The sequence below is a fragment of the Candidatus Sulfotelmatobacter sp. genome, from assembly GCA_036500765.1.
In the GTDB taxonomy this organism is placed as follows: Bacteria; Acidobacteriota; Terriglobia; order Terriglobales; family Acidobacteriaceae; genus Sulfotelmatobacter.
Window position 1 is genome coordinate 251,964 of record DASYBM010000009.1, and the last position, 20,561, is coordinate 272,524.

Annotated in this window: 13 protein-coding genes; 12 read left to right on the forward strand and 1 reads right to left on the reverse strand. The window is 57.8% G+C overall.

Annotated elements, in window-relative coordinates:
* Positions 1 to 186 precede the first annotated feature (186 nt).
* The 5 genes from VGM18_13290 (at position 187) to VGM18_13310 (ending at position 8,510) form a co-directional block, all read left to right on the forward strand.
* The gene (locus tag VGM18_13290) at positions 187 to 5,103 is read left to right on the forward strand and encodes an RHS repeat-associated core domain-containing protein (protein HEY3973974.1); all 4,917 of its coding nucleotides are present in this window, start codon (positions 187 to 189) and stop codon (positions 5,101 to 5,103) included.
* 7 nt (positions 5,104 to 5,110) lie between these two features.
* Positions 5,111 to 6,031: a hypothetical protein gene (locus VGM18_13295; GenBank protein ID HEY3973975.1), complete on the forward strand. Its 921-nt coding sequence runs from the start codon at positions 5,111 to 5,113 to the stop codon at positions 6,029 to 6,031.
* 199 nt (positions 6,032 to 6,230) lie between these two features.
* Entirely contained in the window at positions 6,231 to 7,286 is a 1,056-nt protein-coding gene (locus tag VGM18_13300) for an RHS repeat-associated core domain-containing protein (protein HEY3973976.1), read from the forward strand.
* Positions 7,287 to 7,293: 7 nt separating this feature from the next.
* Positions 7,294 to 7,590, forward strand: coding sequence for a hypothetical protein (locus tag VGM18_13305; protein HEY3973977.1), 297 nt, complete (start codon positions 7,294 to 7,296; stop codon positions 7,588 to 7,590).
* Between the two features lie 77 nt (positions 7,591 to 7,667).
* Positions 7,668 to 8,510: an SDR family oxidoreductase gene (locus tag VGM18_13310; GenBank protein ID HEY3973978.1), complete on the forward strand. Its 843-nt coding sequence runs from the start codon at positions 7,668 to 7,670 to the stop codon at positions 8,508 to 8,510.
* A 72-nt stretch (positions 8,511 to 8,582) separates the two neighbouring features.
* Here the strand turns inward: VGM18_13310 and VGM18_13315 are convergent, their stop codons facing one another.
* A complete protein-coding gene (locus tag VGM18_13315) occupies positions 8,583 to 9,329 on the reverse strand; it encodes a PilZ domain-containing protein (GenBank protein ID HEY3973979.1) in 747 nt (248 codons plus the stop codon).
* Positions 9,330 to 9,572: 243 nt separating this feature from the next.
* Here VGM18_13315 and VGM18_13320 point away from each other — a divergent pair, with 243 nt between their 5' ends.
* The 7 genes from VGM18_13320 (at position 9,573) to VGM18_13350 (ending at position 20,549) form a co-directional block, all read left to right on the forward strand.
* Entirely contained in the window at positions 9,573 to 10,211 is a 639-nt protein-coding gene (locus VGM18_13320) for a zinc ribbon domain-containing protein (GenBank protein HEY3973980.1), read from the forward strand.
* 22 nt (positions 10,212 to 10,233) lie between these two features.
* On the forward strand, positions 10,234 to 13,473 hold the full coding sequence (locus VGM18_13325; protein HEY3973981.1) for an FAD-linked oxidase C-terminal domain-containing protein: 3,240 nt from the start codon (positions 10,234 to 10,236) through the stop codon (positions 13,471 to 13,473).
* A 150-nt stretch (positions 13,474 to 13,623) separates the two neighbouring features.
* Complete coding sequence (locus tag VGM18_13330; GenBank protein HEY3973982.1) at positions 13,624 to 14,796, forward strand: hypothetical protein; 1,173 nt, start codon at positions 13,624 to 13,626, stop codon at positions 14,794 to 14,796.
* Between the two features lie 459 nt (positions 14,797 to 15,255).
* A complete protein-coding gene (locus VGM18_13335; protein HEY3973983.1) occupies positions 15,256 to 16,272 on the forward strand; it encodes a hydrogenase expression protein HypE in 1,017 nt (338 codons plus the stop codon).
* 31 nt (positions 16,273 to 16,303) lie between these two features.
* Positions 16,304 to 18,271: a PAS domain S-box protein gene (locus tag VGM18_13340; GenBank protein HEY3973984.1), complete on the forward strand. Its 1,968-nt coding sequence runs from the start codon at positions 16,304 to 16,306 to the stop codon at positions 18,269 to 18,271.
* Between the two features lie 37 nt (positions 18,272 to 18,308).
* Positions 18,309 to 18,986: a response regulator transcription factor gene (locus VGM18_13345; protein HEY3973985.1), complete on the forward strand. Its 678-nt coding sequence runs from the start codon at positions 18,309 to 18,311 to the stop codon at positions 18,984 to 18,986.
* Between the two features lie 498 nt (positions 18,987 to 19,484).
* Entirely contained in the window at positions 19,485 to 20,549 is a 1,065-nt protein-coding gene (locus VGM18_13350; GenBank protein HEY3973986.1) for a hydrogenase expression protein HypE, read from the forward strand.
* Positions 20,550 to 20,561 lie beyond the last annotated feature (12 nt).

Sequence of the window (20,561 nt, forward strand, 5' to 3'; positions counted from 1 at the left end):
TTAATCTTTCCTCGCCGCTTCCCCACATGTTTGAGAACATTGCGTCGATTCGAATCGACGGAGGGTACTTCTGTGACCGCACCGTTGCTTCGATGCTTTCGCAACTCGCCAAGTAGCATCGTCACTCTCTTTTTAAGAAGGATGGTAATGACTCCATTTAGGTGTTCCGGCACAGCTCTATTCGCGATGCTAGTATTCGCTGGAAGCTTTCAGCTAACCGCCGTCGCACAAACTGGGCCTTCCCAAACGTTGGCCGATCAACTGGGGTCCATTCCTTATCAGTCCTATCACGGCGGTGATATCGACAGCGTCAATTTATCCAACGGTCGAGTCTCGGTTCACGTTCCGTTAATCTCTTATCCTCAGCGTGGCGGATTGCTCAAGGAAAATTTTTCACTCGTCAACGGAAGCAACGCTCTACAGGTGCAAGAAATCTGCACCCCGCCGCCGGATGTTTCGTGCCTTTACGAATGGGACGCGGGTAGCTCAAAATCTCAAGCGGGAGCAGGAGTGAGTGCTACTGTATTCGCGGTGGACGACCAGGCACCCGGTGCCGGTGTGGTACAGGTAAAAGGAAACGTCTTGCCTGGAGGAACGCAGAATTATTACTACTACGGGCGACTGTTTGGGTCCGATGGAACCTCCCACTTGGTAGGGCAGACAAGCGGAGTTTGGGAAACAACTAACACATCTCTGACGAATGCAGCCTTCCGGGCCATAGACGGGACAGGGTACAGCTTTGCGGTCGATGGTTCGGGCAATTGGACCACTACGGACGCCGCAGGGGTCAAATACTATCAAGGCGGAGCGTCCGGCGTTCCAACCGTGTGGAAAGAAGACCCAAACGGCAATCAGGTGACGAGAGCCACCGGTGGCATCATCGACACTATGGGGAGAAACATCCCCTCCATTCCAAACACAACATCCCCGCCCAGTGACTCAAGCTCATGCCCGCAGGGCGGAACGCTTCTGCCCATCAACTTTGCGACTGTGTGGACGTTGCCGGGATTGAACGGAGGGAGTTTTCAGGTCAAGTTTTGCTATGCCCTGGTAACTGTAAATATCCCGCCCCTCACAATTGACACTGAACAAGTCAACCAATACCCCGGCAACCCGCATGGAGTCAACACGCTTCAGAGCGTCGTGTTCCTCGCAAACAACACTGCCTGGAGTTTCGAATACAACGACGTGGACGGAACATCGTATAAGAACCTTCCGGTTAATTACGGTAGTCTGACCAAGATCACCCTGCCCACGGGCGGAACAATCTCCTACACGTACAGCACCCTGACGGGCGGCCACGATATTGGTAGCCGCTGGGCAGCCAGTCGCATCGTAAACGCAAACGACGGGACCGGAAACCACACATGGACTTATGCCTACAATCCTAACAGCCCGATCACCACAACCGTCACTGATCCTCTTCTGAATGATACTGTTCACACATTCACCCTAGCGGGTAGCGGCACGGAGTTCGAAACCAGTACTCAATTCTTTCTAGGACCAAAGGCCAACAATGCCGTGCTAAAGACCGTTGCTACTCAGTACAACTACATCATCGACTACGGCGCCGGTGACGCGGCTGCCGCATTTCCCACTAGCATCACAACGACCTGGCCGAATGGTCAGGCGAGTCAAGTTACAAAGACTTACGACGGCGGATTCAGCTTTTACAATGCGGCTCAAAATAGCACCGGGCCTTACGGCAAAGTCATCTCAGAGGCCGAGTCCGACTACACTACCAATGGCACCTACCCTAAGCTGCGCTCGACCGCGACCAGTTACATGTTCCAGAATAGTTCTAACTACCTGAATAACAACATGCTCAACTTGGTGAGCAGCGTTCAGGTGTCGGACGGTAACGCCAACCAGCTCTCCTACGCGACCTACAATTACGACGAAAACACCCCATCCTCTTCTGGCATCACGACCCAGCACGATTCCAATCCGCCCGGCGGAAGCTACCGAGGCAATCGCACTTCGGTTCACATGTGGCTCAACTCCGGGACGTTTACCTGCCCGGGCGGCGGTTCCGGCGGTTCCGGCGGATACCTCATCAGCAAAACGACGTTCTTCGACACTGGCATGGTCAACGCAGCTAGCGACCCTTGCGCTAATTCCACCAGCTATCTTTATTCATCGACTTACGCTGGAGCTTTTCCCACCACTGTCACGAACGCCCTGCAACAACAGACAACCAACGTTTACGACTTCAATACGGGTCTCAAAACATCGACGACGGACCCCAATCAACTCACCACGAGTTACACCTTCGACTCAATGTGGCGCTTGTATCAGGCCAATCACCCTGATAATGCCCTCGACACAATCACCCGCCAGGAATCGACGTACCCATTCACCGCGACCCTGACCTCCACGATCAATACCGGTCAGAACACCATCCCTCTCACCGTGTTTGACGGCCTGGGACGGACCAGCCAGACTCAGCACACTTCTGACCCGCAAGGCATCGTTTACATCGACAACACTTATGACGCGCTCGGGCGGGTTGCGTCTGTTTCCAATCCGTATCGGACCGGCACCGATGCCACGAGCAGCCCCGGCACGACAACGTACTCGTACGATCCGCTGGGTCGCAAGACCCTGGAAACCCTTCCTGATGGTTCTACCATCACCACTGCGTACTGTGGCGCGAACACACTTGTCACCGACCCCACTGGCAAGTGGCGGCGCAGCCGCGTCGATGGCCTTGGTCACCTCGTTGAGGTTGATGAGCCCAATTCCGCCACCGCGACCGTGCTCTCAACGGGATGCACAGGGACCAACGAGCCCATTTGGGTCACTTCTTACACAGTTGATGCCCTCGGAAATCTCAAGCAGGTGGTGCAGAACGGCTCTCACACGCGCACGTTCACCTACGACTCACTGTCGCGCCTGCTTACCTCGAGCAATCCGGAAGTGGGCTCGATTACCTACACCTATAACCCTGACGGTACCGTGCTTACTAAGAAAGACGCGCGCGCTATCACGGCGACCTATGCCTACGACAAACTGCATCGCGAAACCGGAGTCACCTATTCGAACGGCGATCCGGCGCTCATATTCACCTATGATGGCACAAACTGCCTCAGCCTCACCGCTTGCCAGAATATCGGACATCGCACCGGTATGACCGACGGCGGCGGCTCCGAGGCGTGGGCCTATCAGGTCGACAAGGCTAACAACCGTAGCATCCACCGCGAGCAGCGCGCTACAAACAGTTCTCCCAGCAACATCACCAAGACCACTACCTACTATCTCGATCTCGCGGGCAACGTGACCCAGATCGTCTACCCCACGGGACGAACGATTAACTACAGCTACGACTCGGCCAACCGGCCAAGCAACGCCACAGACGCTTCCAACGGGATTACCTACGCAACTGGCTGGAAGACTCCGCCCGGCAGTACGAACTGTACGGCGAGCGCCGTCTGTTACACGCCGCAAGGCAGCATCTATGCGTTGAGCATTGGCCAAACCACATCTTTCACCGGCTTCAATACTCTCGAAACCTTCACCAACCGGCTGCAGCCAAGCGAGATCAAAGCGTCGTCCACAGCGGGCACCGCCATCGATATTACTTACAACTTTGCCCTCTCAACGAGCCACAACGCAGGGCACGTCTACCAGATCACGAATAATCTGAACTCCAGCCGCACCCAAACATATACGTATGATCAGCTAAACCGGATCAGTTCCGCAGGGACCTCGTCAACCACCGGCACGTACTGCTGGGGATTTCAATATTCCTACGATGCCTGGGGGAATCTGCTTTCCCAGGCTGGATGGTCACCCACCTACAACAGTTGCACCGAGGCGACGATGGGCTTTGTCACTGCCGACGCATACAACCACATCAGCGGCTTGACCTACGATGCCTCCGGCAATACACAGAGCGATGGCAGCTACACTTACACTTGGGACGGCGAGAGTCAGCTTAAGAGTGCCGCTGGTGTTACCTACGCCTATGACGGTGACGGACGCCGTGTTGCCAAGGTCGGCAGCAAACTTTATTGGTATGGCTCGGGAGGGGAAATTCTTTCCGAGACCGATGCCGCGGGCAACACGCAGAACGAATACATTTTCTTCGGCGGTAAGCGGGTGGCGATGGTGCCGGCCGCAGGCGGCGCTCTGTACTATGCCGAAGATCTGCTGGGCAGCGCGCGCGTCATTGTGCAGTCGAACGGGACGCTGTGCTACGACGCCGACTTCACTCCCTTCGGTGGAGAGCGCGCTTACACTACGACCTGCGCCCAGAACTACAAGTTCGAAGGCAAGGAGCGTGACACCGAAACCCAAAATGACGACTTTGGTGCACGCTACTATTCCTCGCGCCTTGGCCGCTGGCTGAGTTCCGATTGGTCGGCGGTGCCCGTGCCGGTGCCGTATGCGAATCTGACCAACCCGCAGACCCTGAACCTGTATGCTATGGTGGCGGACGATCCGGAGTCGTTCGCGGACTTGGATGGGCATGGCGACGCTACGGCGGCTCCGAATGGCGGACTGACTCCTGGTGGGCAGGCCGATGACTGCGCCCACGATCAGCAGAAGTGTGGAGCGCAGCAACAAAACCAGACCTCTCAGAATCAGAACGCGCAGGCGCAAAATCCGGTGGTGCAGGTTGTCCAGGACACCGTTGTCGGCGGAGCGAAAGAAGTTGCTAACACGGTCATAGATGCAGCAAACACCGTGAACAAGCCAATTGACGCGCTGCTTTCCAACTTCACGAGCTTCCAGTTTGGACAGATGTCGGAATACCAAGGTTCCACTTCTGGTGAGAAGAGCGCGATGGCTGGCGTGTTCATAGCCAGCTTCTTTACCGGTGCTGGCGAGGAGAAGGCCGCAACTAAGATCGGGACTATAACCGCCGATGCAGAAAAGCTGTATCCCAAACTGGCCGGCAAGTTCCAAGAGCACCACATCATTCCTCAATATCTGGGAGGAGCGAAAGACGGGGCAACTGCGCGCATACCTGCCGCCTACCACCAACTGATCACCAACGAGTTCAGAGCACTCGCTCCGTACGGACAGAAGATACAACGCACAGCGGAGGAAGTGGGGCGAATCCTCCAGCAGGTTTACTCGAAGTATCCGCTCCCTTAGGAACGCCATGAACGCATCTAGCATTGCCGAGACCAAAGAGCGCCGAATGACCGAATACGTAAATGTGAGGGCTTCAGAAACCTTAGGGCAGGAAGAGTTGGTTTCGTTTCTGAAGTCCCGGTTCCCGGAGGCCACAAAGCCGATTGGTCGAGCGGTTGTTGAAGGGACAGAATGCGTCGAGGTACGAGTACCTTCGAACTCGCCCGAGTTCGAAGAAATCCGCAAGTTTATCGACGCACGAAGGAAACAAGGGCAGCGTGGCTTCTCTGACTTCACCATAGGCTGGTACCTTCGGAAGTACACGAAGGCCGAACTGCAAAATGCAGAGGTTCTCCGGCTCACGATTGCATCTCACTTCGAGCCGTCTGGGGAAGAATGCGGCACGATCTACGAGACTCTCTGCAATCACTGCAACTGGGGCCGCCAGGTTTCGGACTTGATCCTCGACCTTCGCCGCGTGCCTCAGCACAAAGACATCTCGGAAACCATTGCCTGGGTGGAGTGGGTTGTCTCTTCGAAGTTCGCTCGAACTTTCACCGAAAACAAACTGGCCGGAGCGGAGTTCCGGCCGATTTTCGAGTTCAAGAATCCCACCAAGAAGTCGATGGACTGGTACCAACTGCGAGTCACCGGGAAGGCGGGAGAACTGGCTGAGAGTACGAGACTTGGCCGAGATCCATTTAGCCCGTCGCAGATCAGTTGGCGATGTCCGCTTGGGCACTCGGTGGTGACGGAGTTTCTGTCAGAAATCTACCTGCAAAGAAGTGCATGGGACGGTTCCGACATCGCGATTACGAGCGCTCTTTTCGGACAAGGTCGGAATCTTCTCAGACCGACGCCGTTGATCATCGTTTCGCAGCGTATGTATCGCCTGCTTCAAGAGGCCGGACTTAAGGGTTTCTCGGTGGAGGTCGCCCACTTGGTTTGACATGCGGCCTTGGATCGAACTGGGGCGGTAAGTCCGTCCGCGATCCGACCGCCGAGTAGAGTAGCTGCCGGTTGCGTTTCCGGGCGGCCAGGGCGAGTGATCCGGGAGCGGGTGAGGGTCGGGGTGGGTGCTCGGGTTGCCGGGGTGTTCTGGGAGTTTTTCTTTTAGCTGTGGGTTTGGGTGTTGGGCGCGCCGGTGTGTGGCGGGTCCTTGCCGTTCTGGGAAAATTCTGGCCGAGACCGATGCCGCAGGCAACACGCAGAACGAATACATTTTCTTCGGCGGCAAGCGGGTGGCGATGGTGCCGGCCACAGGCAGCGCTCTGTACTATGCCGAAGACCTGCTGGGCAGCTCGCGCGTCATTGTGCAATCGAACGGGACGCTGTGCTACGACGCCGATTTCACTCCCTTCGGTGCGGAACGTGCCTATACCACCAGCTGCGCCCAGAACTACAAGTTCGAAGGCAAGGAGCGTGACACCGAAACCCAAAACGACGACTTTGGTGCACGCTACTATTCTTCGCGCCTTGGCCGCTGGCTGAGTTCGGACTGGTCGGCTGTGCCCGTGCCGGTTCCGTATGCGAATCTGACCAACCCGCAGACCCTGAACCTGTATGCTATGGTGGCGGACGATCCAGAATCGTTTGGGGATTTGGACGGTCATGGCGACACTACGGCGGCTCCGAATGGCGGCTTGACTCCTGATGGGCAGGTTAATGACTGCGCCCACGATCAGCAGATGTGTGGAGCGCAGCAGCAAAACCAGAATACGCAAGGACAGGCGCAAAATGCGAACACCATGCCCTTCCCCGTTGCCCCAGAACTGCCGGCCCTTGGCAAGATCGTGACCACAGCTCTAGACGCAGTGGCAGGTGCAGTAACATCAACAACAGTGGCTGTGGCCGGTGCATTCGCCTACCTCGTCGGTCCGGGCACATCGAACGTCTGCACCTGTTCGACAGATCAGCCGCAGGCGAAGACGAGCGGCGGCCCAAAAGCTGCCGATGCACCCGGTGTGACAGCTGGCGGCCAAGCCACGGACGTCCATGGAAACAAGCGGGGGCCGAGCGGCAAGCCTCAGGTCAACGAGACAAATAGCAATACTCGCGAAGGCGCAAGAAACAGGACGCTGGGCCAGGGCTCAGGCGCGGTTGAGCACACTAATCCTGCTGTGGGCAAGCCGCACTTCCATCCCACCGATCGCGAAGGAAACAAGAAGCCGAACAGCACCCATAACAACTACCCCGAGGACTGAGATCAATATGGAAACTATTTGGATGACTACCTGTGAAGTGCTTGTGGAACCCGGCGACCTGCCATCCGGCTCTACAAAAGCTTTTGCGAACGTCACGACGTGGGCCGATTCTCGCGAGATGGCAAGAGATAAAATCTCGCACTATCTGGAGTCGTTCAAATGGCACCTGATCTCGGTTGAAGGAGCGCATCCAGTGGACGAAAGCCGCAACTACGACGAGGAAGCCTCAGACATGATTGAGAGGGCGAAGGGGAACCGAGACGCGATTATTCTTGGACGTTTTTTTAGTTACAAAGAGAACTGAGCAACCTGTCAGTGAGGGAGGTTCGGAATGACAATTTGAAGCTTGGGGCGCTCGCAAAACCTGCGATGATTAGCGTCATGAGAGGACTTAAAGACAAACGCATTCTTATTACTGGCGGCGCGAGTGGGATTGGTGCGGCTACGGCTGCGCGCTTTCTTGAGGAGGGGTCGCGGGTGTGCGTGCTTGATCGCGACGCTACGGCTTGCGGGCAGATTCGGCACGAACTGGCGGCGCTCGGAGAAGCGGGCCTAACCGCGGCAATCGTGGCCGACGTTACCGACCTGATGCAGGTGGAGGCTGCGTTTGCCGAGGCTATCCGGGTTATGGATGGCGTCGACGTGGTGGTCAACAATGCGGGCATCAGCATTCGGCATAAGTTTCTCGACATCACTCCGGAAGAGTGGGATCGCGTCATCGCCGTGAACCTGACGGGCGTCTTTTATGTTGCGCAGACTGCGGCGCGGCACATGTGCGAGCGTTACTCCGTCGGACGTGATTCGGTCGAGCATGATCCCGTCGAGCGTGCTTCGGTCGGGCGTGATTCGGTTAAACGGGGCAGCGGCGTGATTCTGCAAACTGCGTCGACCAATGGCGTGATGGGATATCCGTACTACGCCGACTACAACGCGACGAAAGCCGGAGTGATTGAGCTGACACGGTCGATGGCGCTGGAACTGGCTCCGAAGGTGCGCGTGTGCGCCGTGGCTCCGGGATATGTGTTGACGCCGATGCAGCGGGCGGAATATTCCGACGCCATGCTGGCGGAGGTGAATGCGAAGATTCCGCTGGGGCGGCATGCGACGCCCGCCGAGATTGCCGGGCTGTTTGCTTATCTGGCGTCAGACGACGCGGCGTACGCTACGGGGCATGTGTACACGATGGATGGAGGAGAGACCGCGGGGGGACTGGCGAGCCGGTGATGGCTTCGCGCTTCGACTTCGCTCGCGATCGGATTCGTTCGCACGCGGATTTTCTAGGAATGTGGACAGGGCCTATTCCGTAGCCGAAAAAGTCACGTTGGCGTCGGCGGGCGGCATCAGGTCGCGCAGGTCGTGCTGGTCTTTATTCTTGTTATTCTTATTCTTGTCTTTGCTGTGAGAGTTGCGGCTGCTGAGCCAGTGCTTCAGGTGTTTGCGCGCGACGGGGCTAAGCTTGGAAAAGAAAAGTCCGGCGCGGCCCTGATCGCTCGCCCACATCACATCGGCGTGCCCTTGCAGCGTAATGTCGGTGCCGGGCAGTAGGCAGCGAAATGCCAGGTTCGAACTCATGGGAACCGGCTCGGTGGCCTGAACGGCCAGTCCGTGCTCGCCAATATCGATGCTGACGGCGGAAAGAGTTCCGCTTTCGACACCCAAATAGACCAGAGTCTTGACTTCGTAACGGTCGGACTTGCGGCGGCTGGGTTTGTGGGATTTCTTGCCGGACTTTAGCTCGGACTTCAGTTCGGACTTCAGCGCCTCTTTGAGCTGCTCGCTCTCGATGGGCCGGTAAAGGATGCGGCTGGCGCCCGATTGGAAAGCCTGTCCCGTGCCCGGCCAGGCGCGGCTCGCCACCGCCAGCAAAGTCGGCTTTTGCCCCGGGGGCAATAGCGCGGCCATGCGAATGACTTCTTCCGCCCCCGGCAAATCAAAGTCGACGATCAGCGTGGAGGCGCAACCGGTCATGACCAGTTCGAGCGCTTCCTGGCCCGAGTGGCAGTTCACCATCTCGATATCGAGTTGTTCGAGGGTCGACTCCATGGTCTGGAGAGATCGTTTATCGCGACAGATTACCGCAGCAGAGTGGCGCATGAGCATCAAGGTACGGGCTCCGGCGAGGCCGGTAAATGTCACAGCGGTAATCGCTGGAGAGGTTACCGAAGCGCTCTATAAATCACGAAAACAACGCTGCGATGCAGTTCGACCGCAACCATCGCTGCTTCCGCTTGCAATCTGCGGTATACTCGCGCGTCGAGATTGTAGACACCCTCCAAGAGGTGACTTATGGCGTTCTGTAATTCCTGCGGCGCAGCTCTGGATGCGGGGACGAAATTCTGCAACAAGTGCGGCGCGGCCGTTGCGGCTGCGCCCGCTGCTCCTGCCGTAACACCAATGGCGTCTGCACCTGCGCCGGTTCCGGCATCGACCGGAGGCGGCGGCGCGCTCAAAATCGTTCTCATCGTGATCGCGATCATTGTCGGCCTTGGCATCCTGAGTGTGGGAGCCTTCAGTTTCTTCGTATATCGCATTGCCCATAGCGCCCACGTTTCGCAGAATGGCGAGGACGTGAAAATCGACACCCCCTTCGGCAGCGTCAACTCTTCCAAAGACCCGGCCCAGGTGGCCAAAGATTTGGGCGTGGATATCTATCCGGGCGCGGAGGCTCAGAAGAACGGCAATGCCACGATGACTTTTGGAAACGTTCGCACCGTCACCGCCAGCTTCACCAGCGGCGATGCGCTCGACAAAGTCTGCGACTTTTATAAATCGAAATTTCCGAATGCGATGACGACATCCGCCGACCAGAACCGCTGTACCGTCATCTCAAACGACCATAAGAACATGATCACGATCGCCCTCGAGGCCCACGGCGACACCACCAAAATCACGATCAGCAACGTAACCAAAAAGTCCAGCGACTGAAGTTCACCAGCGCAACCGGCTCATGCACGAGAGAGTGGACGATTCCGTTTCAGCCCCGCAGTTGAAGGTTTCAACGGCCGGCGCCTTGGGGCTGGCCGAGGCTCTACGCTCGCAGCTTCAGGGCGAAGTTCGTTTCGACTCGGGCAGCCGCGCGCTCTACGCCACCGATGGCTCCAACTACCGCCAGATCCCGATCGGCGTGGTCGTTCCGCGCGACACCGACGATGTACTCGCCGCGATTTCTATCTGCCGCGAATTCGGCGCGCCTCTGCTCTGCCGCGGTGGCGGCACTTCCCTTTCGGGCCAGTGCTGCAACGCCGCTGTAGTGCTGGATTTTTCCCGGCACATGAATAAGATTCTCGAGATCGATCCGGCTCAGCGAATCGCCCGGGTGCAGCCTGGGGTTGTGCTCGATCATCTGCGCGCCGCAGCGGAAAAACATCACCTCACGTTCGCGCCTGATCCTGCAAGCCATGCCAGTTGCACCATCGGCGGCATGATCGGCAATAACTCCTGCGGCGTTCACTCGGTGATGGCGGGCAAAACAGACGACAACATCGAAGAACTCGAAGTCGTCACCTACGACGGCACGCGCCTGAAAGTCGGCCCGGCTCGTGGAGGGACGGACGCCTCGTCCGCCCGGCCGGGCGAAGCCCGGCCTGGCAGCGTTACGGCTTCATCCGCACACGATTCCAGCCGCCGCGATCAAATCTACAACTCCCTGAAACGAATCGCCGATCAATACGGAAGCGTGATCCGCCAAAAATTCCCCAACATCCCACGACGCGTCTCTGGCTACAACTTGAATTACCTGCTGCCGGAGAATGGCTTTCACGTGGCGCGCGCTCTGGTCGGTTCCGAAGGAACTTGTGCCACAGTTCTCGAGGCAACCTGCCGCCTCGTCGAAAGTCCCCCGGAGCGCGTTCTGCTGGTGGTGGCGTATCCCGACATTTTTCAGTGCGCCGATCATATTCCGGAAATCATGGCGCATCGGCCGATCGGGCTGGAAGGCTTCGACGATCTTCTCATCTACTACACGCGCACCAAGGGGATCAACACGGAAGGAGTCGCAATGCTTCCCGAGGGCGGAGGCTGGCTGATGGTCGAGTTCGGCGGGCAGACGCTGCCGGAGGCCGAATCGCAGGCGCGTGCACTAGGTGAAGCACTTTCACACACTGCAAGTCCGCCGAAGATGAGCCTATTTGCCGGCCAGCAAGCTAAACGCATCTGGGAGATTCGCGAGTCAAGCCTGGGTGTCACTTCGCATGTGCCCGGGGAACCGCTGAATTGGGAAGGCTGGGAGGACGCGGCGGTGGCTCCCGAAAAGCTGGGCGGCTACCTTCGCGACCTGCGAATAATGATGGACGCCTTTGGCTATAAAGGCTCGCTCTACGGGCACTTCGGCCACGCCTGCGTGCATACGCGGCTGAACTTCGACCTGCAATCGAAGGAAGGCATTGCGAAATTTCGCAGATTTGTAGAAGATGCCGCCGATCTCGTCGTGAGCTATGGCGGATCGCTCTCGGGCGAACATGGCGACGGGCAGGCGCGGGCCGAGCTGCTGCCGAAAATGTTTGGTTCGGAGTTGATGCAGGCGTTCCGCGAGTTCAAATCTGCATGGGATCCGAACTGGAAGATGAATCCGGGCAAGTTGATCGGACCGGCGGGAAGCGGACCGAACAAGCTCGATGCGAATCTTCGGCTGGGCGCCGGCTACGCTCCGTGGGAGCCGGTGACTCGTTTTCAGTTTCCCGACGATCACGGCAGTCTGTCGCATGCGGTGCTGCGCTGCGTGGGCATGGGCAAGTGCCGCCGCGAAGAGGGCGGCGTGATGTGCCCCAGTTATCGCGTCACCCGCGAAGAGGAGCATTCGACCCGCGGCCGCGCGCACTTGCTATGGGAGATGACGCAGGGCGCATTCCCAGGCCCAGTCCCAAGAGAAGTCCGGGAAGATGCGGTGATTCGGGATGGCTGGCGCAGCGAAGAGGTCAAGCACTCGCTCGATCTGTGTTTAGCATGCAAGGGATGCAAGAGCGATTGCCCCGTTAGTGTCGACGTCGCGACTTACAAGGCGGAATTCCTTTCCCACTACTACGAAGGCCGGGTGCGCCCGCGTAGCGCCTATGCGTTTGGCAACATCGATGTATGGGCTCGTCTGGCGTCGCACGCTCCCGGCCTCGTCAATCTCACGACGCAGTTGCCGTTTCTGCGCGACATCGCAAAGCTGGTTGCGGGAATTCCGAAACAGCGAAGTATCCCCGCCTTCGCCCCGGAAACTTTCAAGCAATGGTTCCGTAGAACCAAAGAGCATCGGACAAGCGGGTGGAAGAACCGGCGGAAGAGCGGCGCTTCAGCGGTACGTCAGACCGGCCGAGAGAACCGTGATGGCGCTCCCGTAATCCTCTGGGCGGACACATTCAACAATTACTTCCTGCCTGCGACGGCCCGCGCCGCGGTCGAAGTTCTCGAAACCGCCGGCTTCCGCGTCATGGTTCCACGGGCGAATTTATGCTGCGGGCGGCCACTCTACGATTTTGGCATGCTCGACCGGGCCGAATCTCTACTGCTCGATATCCTCGACGCGCTTGCGCCTGAGATTGAAGCGGGAATCCCAGTCATCGGATTGGAACCAAGCTGCGTCGCCATCTTCCGCGACGAACTGCTCAACCTGTTCCCCCACGATGAGCGAGCGCAGAAGCTGGCCCGGCAGACCTTTCTGTTGAGCGAATTTCTCGACGCCAGGTGCGGGAATTCTCCTCTGCCGCAGTTCAGCCGGAAGGCCCTGTTGCACGGACACTGCCATCACAAGTCCATCATGAAGATGACCGCTGAGGAGTCGATGCTACGCCGGATCGGCATCGACTTTCACGCGCCCGCACCGGGATGCTGCGGCATGGCAGGGTCCTTTGGCTTCGAGCATGACAAATACGAGATTTCCGCGGCGATTGGCGAGTTAGAGCTTCTGCCCGCCGTCCGAAAGGCGCCGCCGGACTGGCTGATCATTGCCGATGGATTCAGCTGCCGCGAGCAAATCGCACAGGGAACCGGGCGGCGCGCGCTGCATTTCGCGGAAGTCTTGCAGATGGCGATCGAGTCGGCCCCATGCGGCGCGAGCGATTCTGAAGGCGAACCCTATCCCGAAACGGCGACGGTCCGGCAGCGGGAGGCCGAGGTCCGATCTTCAATGAAGCGAGCTGTGGTGGGAGTCGGGGCCCTTGGCGCCGGAGGATTGATGCTCTGGCAATTTTCCAGAAATCATTGATAATAATGTATTTAGCGCTCTCTGGTTCCGGCGACCGTTCCCCTATAGCTCATTGCCCTCCTTTCTGGGACAATAGATAAGTCTCTTCCGGCGCTTCCCGGGTCCCGGTTCGACCTGCAGCGGCATTTTCAGTTCTTGATACCCGTTCTTATGGATCGCGAACTCACAACCACGATGATCGGCAACGGCATCGCCGAAGCTGGGCGCCAGCAAGCCCAGCAGGCCGTGGCTGCGCCGTTACGCGGCTCGGTTCTCGTGCTGATCCAGTTTGACGTTTGTGAGGAGATTAAGCTGGACGAGCTGCGCAAGATTTTCGGGGCCCGCACGGCGGAGGCCAGCTTCAAGCATCAGGCTCCCGGATACGTCCGCTACCAGCGTCCTCCGGTCGAGGAGACGCTGGAGCCGCTGGTTCTGGAGAATGGCGAGCGGCTGGAAGGGCAGATCAAGTATTACGATTACGGCGTTCTCAGCCTGGTATTCGAGCTGCCATTTTCCGGCGGGTGGGATACTTTGATCCAGCTTTCCTGCCGCTGGACCTCCGACACTAACTTCGAAGCGCTCGCCTCGCGAATCGTGCGGCAAAAGCTGGAACGCGCCGCGCCGGCTCTGGTCAAGCCCTATCACGTCAAGTCGGGCGAATGGCTCCAGGAGGATTATTTCATCTTTCATGTACGCGAGATCGAAGGCTCTCCGTCGGCCAACGACCTCCTGGCTACGCAGGGAGATCAGATTGCCCAGGTGGTGCGCGGCGAGATGGCGACGCTTTCCGACGGCGAGCGCCAGGAGATTCTTCAGTCCAGGATTTCCTACTATCCGAACGATCTGGCGGTGATCGGCTGGAACGCGGCATTTATTTACGACAACGACGCCGGCGCAGAGACAGCGATTCAGCTGCTCCAGTATGCCAACTCGCAGTTGCTTGAGTTCCGCCACTACGACGAGTTGCTCACCGTGGAACTCGAAAAAGTCTACGACTTCCTCGAAAAAGGGGGGACCGGGACCTGGGCCCGATGGAGAACTGCGCGGGCCGCTTCAAAACTTCATACTGTGCTGCTCGACGTGAACGAACTCACCGAGCGCGCCGACAATGCCATCAAGTTCCTCAGCGACATGTTTTCCGCGCGCCTTTACAAGCTCGCTGCGTCGAAGGTCGGCGTGCCCGATTACAAAGATCTGGTCAAAGAAAAACTCCAGACCGCGGAGGATCTTTACCGCTTCATGGTCGACCAGTTCAACCAGAGCCGCGCCTTCGTTCTGGAGCTGATGGTGGTGGTCATCCTGATCATCGAGCTGGTGTACTTCTTCCGCGGCAAACCGGTCTAAGTGATTGAGTAATGGGGTAATTGGGTAATCGGGCAATTTCGTAATTGAACATCCCAAGCGAAAACTTCCCGCCTGGATACGACTTCCTCACAAAACAAAACGTCTTCCTCACAAAACAAAACGTCCCGGACTCGATTTGAGTCCTGGGACGTTCGTCGAACAGCCCTCCCCCGAAGTCTGCTCACAAACGAGACTAATGCTTCAGTCTTGGGATGGGAATGGCTCGAACGGGCCATTAGTGAAATGATAATAGGCGAAGAAGTTGATAGGGTTAGGCGGAATGTGGGTAAGGCCCAGAAATGCAACCTTCGCCCGACTTCCGGGTCGGGTCCGGTCAAAGACCTTGCTCTCAACCCACGCGACGGCACCCCAAATTGGCGTAGAATACGCAGGCGAAAAGTGGACCACATCTGCTAAGGTCAGGAATACCACGACGTTTCCAACCCAGCCCGTCCTGCAATGACGACTCCTATAAAGATCGAAGCGATCGACATCCTCTGGATGACCGCCGGTCTAGGTTGCGACGGGGACACCATTGCGATGACCGGCGCCACCCAGCCGAGTATTGAGGATATTGTGTCGGGAGCTCTGCCCTGGATCCCGAAAGTCCGGTTCTACAATCCTTTTCTGGCCTACGAAAATGGAGACGACTTCGTGCGGCCGTTCCGCGACGCGGCCGACGGCGCGTCAGACCGGCCGTTCATTCTGGTAGTTGAAGGATCTATCCCGAATGAAAATAATAAGGCGGAAGGATACTGGGCTTCGTTCGGAACCGATCCGCGCACGGGCCAGCCGATTACGACCTGCGAATGGATCGACCGTCTGGCTCCGCGGGCCTGGGCCGTCATAGCGGCTGGCACCTGCGCCACCTATGGCGGAATTCATGCCATGGAAGGGAACCCGACTGGATGCATGGGACTGGCAGACTATCTGGGATGGAAATGGAAATCGCAGGCGGAGATTCCGATCGTTTGCGTTCCCGGCTGCCCGGTGCAGCCCGACAACATGATGGAGACGATTCTCTACCTGCTCTATATGGCGGGTGGCCGTGCGCCGATGATCCCGCTGGATGAGGCGCTCCGGCCGACATGGCTGTTCGGAAGCACGTTGCACGAAGGCTGTGATCGTGGCGGCTATTACGAGCAGGGGCAGTTTGCCGAAGAATATGGATCGCCCCTCTGCATTGTGAAGCTGGGATGCTGGGGTCCGGTGGTGCAATGTAACGTCGGCAAGCGGGGATGGATGAATGGAATTGGCGGCTGCCCCAACGTCGGAGGCATCTGCATCGGCTGTACCATGCCCGGATTCCCCGATAAATTCATGCCGTTCATGGATCAGCCGCCCGGATCGCTGTTGTCGTCGCAGGCGGTGCAAACCTACGGTCGTGCGATTCACGCTCTACGCCGGTTTACGCAAGCTTCGCTGAACAAGGAACCGAGTTGGCGAAGCCGGGCGAAGAGTCCCGTCACGCCGTAACGTTTGATATCGTCGGGAGTATTTTTTTCGAATGAGCACGTTCTGGAAAATGGGCGATGGCGCAGGAAGCGATGCGAACTCACCACTCCCGGACGAGGCTGCGCTCAGCCCCGCCGAAGCGGAATCCATTCTGAATGCCCTTGCCAGTACATACTTGAGCGATGCGGACGTGCAGGGCACTCTCGGCGCCTTTCACCATTTTTTTGAACGGCTCGATCAAACCCCGGTCTCGGACTCGCAGGTTCCCAATCCCGAAGCCAAGTACCGCGCTCTGGTCGAACAACTTCCCGCCGTTGTATTCATGGCATATCTCGATCGCGGCATTGGCGAGGCTTACGTGAGCCCGCAGATTGAAGCCACGCTGGGTTTTTCCCAGGCCGAGTGGCTCGAGGATCCAGTGCTCTGGTATCGCCAGGTGCATCCCGAGGACAAAGGCCGCTGGAGCATGGAAGCCTCCGAGATGTTCGTCTCGGGCAGGCCCTTGCGCTCGGCCTACCGCGTAATCGCGCGTAATGGCCAGGTCATCTGGTTTCATTGCGAAGCCCGGATGATCCGCCATCCCGACGGACGTCCGTGGTTTATTCACGGAGTTGCGTTCGACATCACCGATCTGAAGCGGACTCAGGAGGAGTTGCAGGACGAGCGCAACGTGGTATCGGCGATTCTCGACACAGTCGGCGCTCTGGTGGTCGTTCTGGACCCGGAAGGAAGGATCGTTCGCTTCAATCGCGCCAGCGAACAAATCACCGGGCAGTCGGTGGAAGAGGCGCGGGGAAAAAAGGTTTGGGATCTTTTTGTGGCACTGGAAGAGAAGGAACAATTTAAAACCATTTTCCAGGAGATTTGCGAGCGGCAATCTCCAAGGGAGTACGAAAGCTCGATCCTGGCCCGCGATGGAAGGCAGCGAACGATCACATGGTCGGCTACGGTATTGCCGGCAACCAAGCAGACGCCAATGTACGTCATTGCTTCGGGAATCGATGTGACCGGCCAAAAGCAGGCGCAGACTCGGTTCCGGGGCTTGCTGGAGGCAGCGCCCGATGCCGTAGTCGTGGTCAACCAGAAAGGCAGAATCGTTTTGGTCAACGCGCAGGTGGAGAAATTATTCGGCTATCCCCGGCAGGAACTTCTGGGGGAAGAGATGGAAAAATTGGTGCCGCAAAGATTGCGCGGAAATCATCCCGCGCACCGTCGAAACTTTTTTGCCGAGCCCCGGGTGCGCCCCATGGGAGCTGGCCTGGATCTCTATGCGATGCACAAAGACGGCCACGAATTTCCCGTGGAAATCAGCCTGAGCCCCCTCGAGACCGAAGAGGGCGTGCTGGTGTCGAGCGCCATCCGTGACATCGGCGAACGCAAGCGCCTGGAAAAAACCGTTCTTGAGATCAGCGAACGGGAGCAGCGCAGAATTGGCCAGGACTTGCACGACGGACTTGGGCAACATCTGACCGGAATCGCGTTCATGACCAAAGTGCAGGAGCGCAAACTGGCGGAGAGACAGATTCCGGAGGCGGCGGATGCCGCGAAAATTGTAGAGTTAGTCAACGATGCAATCCGTAAGACCAGGGAGTTGTCGCGCGGTCTGCTGCCCGTAGTTTCCGAGGCTCACGGTTTGATGTCCGCGCTGCGGCTTTATGCGACCGAAATCGAAGATCTGTTCGGGATCGCATGCCGCTTTGAGTGTGAGGAGCCTGTTTTGATTCACGATGCGCCCATGGCCACCCACCTGTACCACATAGCGCAGGAAGCGGTGAACAATGCAATCAAGCACGGCCTTGCCAAAAATATTGGGATTCGTCTTTTTTGCGGCCAACAGCAGGGAACCCTGCTCATCAAAGATGATGGAATCGGCATCCAGCGGCCACTGCCGCCGCACGCGGGCGTCGGACTGCACATCATGAATTATCGCGCGGGCATGATCGGCGGGAATCTGGAGGTCCGCCGCGAGCACCCGAATGGCACGGCCGTCATTTGCCAGTTTCCCGTTACCAATGATTAGCCTCTAAACGATTAACCTCTAACTCTGGAGAACGAATATGTACCAGACCGCAATGGCGCCCAAAAAGAACCGAGTCTTCGTAGTCGACGATCACCCCATCATCCGTCAAGGCTTGGCCTTGCTGATCGACCGGGAGTCCGATCTGATGGTCTGCGGCGAGGCCGAGGACGCGCACACCGCAGTCCAGGCCGTGGCCACGGCTAAACCGGACATCCTGATTGTCGATATTTCGCTGAACGGGCCGGACGGGCTGGATCTGCTGAAGGACATTCGATTGCGATATCCGGAGTTGCCGGTACTCATCCTGTCCATGCACGACGAGTCCATTTATGCCGAGCGCGCGTTGCGCGCCGGAGCCCAGGGTTACATCATGAAACAGGAAGCGACCGAGAAAGTATTGGTTGCCCTGCGCCGCATTCTGAGCCGGGAAATTTATGTCAGCGAGCGCATCGCCAACCGCATGCTGCAACGCTACATCGGCAGTCCGAACACCGGCCGGCCCTCCTCCATTGCCGACCTCACCGACCGTGAGCTCGAAGTCTTCCGTTTGATCGGCGAGGGTCACTCCACCCGCCAGATCGCGGAAGAACTCCACATCAGCGTGAAGACCGTGGAATCCTACCAGGCGCACATCAAGGAAAAGCTCTCGCTGCGCAGCGCCCGCGAACTGGTGCAACATGCGATTCAATGGAGCGTCACCGAAAAAAGCTCCTGAACGCCTTTTCGCGCAAGTTTCCGCGTCAATTCGTGCGGGTAACGGTCCTAAAACGCGCGCCGGTCTTTGCGTTCTTTGCGTTCTTGGCGTTCTTTGCGGCATTTTCTTAGCGCCCTTTGCGATTTTTAGGATTTTTCTTTTTGGCGGTGCCAGGTATCAACAGCAGTTAACCGCAAAGTCCGCAAACGCGCACACGAAATCCACAATGTTATTAGGCAGATACAGGGTTTCCCCTATGCTTTTTCTAGGTTTCCCCTTGGTAAAAACGAGGCTGCTCCTGCTTGTGACCAAGATCGGATTTATTAAATTCTGAACATAGGAAATTCGATTCAACTTTGTATCGACATTACTTCCATGCAACGGACGTACAACACTCGCACAGCGTTCTGCCAAGACATCTCCTGTAACGTGCGCCAGCCAGATCAGTCGCAAATCCGGCGGAGCAAATTATGAAGTAGGGCCCGCGAACCAACTAAAAATTGGAGAGGAGACCGATCTATGGCAGCGGAAACAGTTCCGTATGGTCGTGTAACGCAGCATGCGCCGGCCGTCTCAGAGGTGCATATAGTCTGGATCACAGCGGGGCTCGGCTGTGACGGAGATTCCGTTTCGATTACAGCCGCAACCCAGCCCAGCATCGAAGACGTATTGCTGGGAGCCATTCCAGGCCTGCCCAAGGTCCACCTTCATAATCCCGTGTTGGCCTACGAAGTCGGCGACGACTTCATGAAGTACTGGTATCTGGCGGAAAAAGGAAAACTAGAACCCTTTGTCCTCGTGGTCGAGGGCTCCATCCCGAACGAGAAGATCAAGCGAGAGGGATATTGGGCAGCCTTAGGCACCGATCCCAACACCAATCAGCCCATCACCACCAACGAGTGGATCGATCGGCTTGCGCCGATGGCGACGGCGGTCATCGCTTGCGGTACATGCGCGACTTATGGCGGCATTCACGCCATGGAAGGCAATCCGACTGGCGCGATGGGCCTGGCCGACTACCTGGGATGGCAGTGGACCTCGAAGGCCGGCCTACCCATTGTCAATGTGCCGGGATGCCCGGTGCAGCCGGATAACTTCATGGAAACCGTGCTCTACCTGCTATATCAGGTGGCCGGCCGAGCGCCCATGATTCCCCTCGATGACCAGTTGCGGCCGACTTGGCTTTTCGGCAAAACCGTTCACGAGGGCTGCGACCGCGCCGGCTACTACGAGCAGGGCGATTTCGCCGAGCATTACGGATCTCCGAAGTGCATCGTGAAGCTCGGTTGCTGGGGACCGGTGGTCAACTGCAACGTACCCAAGCGCGGCTGGATGGCCGGAATCGGCGGCTGCCCGAACGTCGGCGGCATCTGCATCGGCTGTACCATGCCGGGATTTCCCGACAAGTTCATGCCGTTCATGGATGAGCCGCCGGGCGCCAAAATTTCATCCGCTGCCGTCGGCGCTTACGGGCGAGCCATCTCTGCCCTCCGCTCGATGACACAGTCAACCTGCAACAAGGAGCCCAAGTGGCGGCATCCGCGTGCGGAACTCACCACCGGCTACCACCCGAGGTCATATTAAGCACCTCGACTA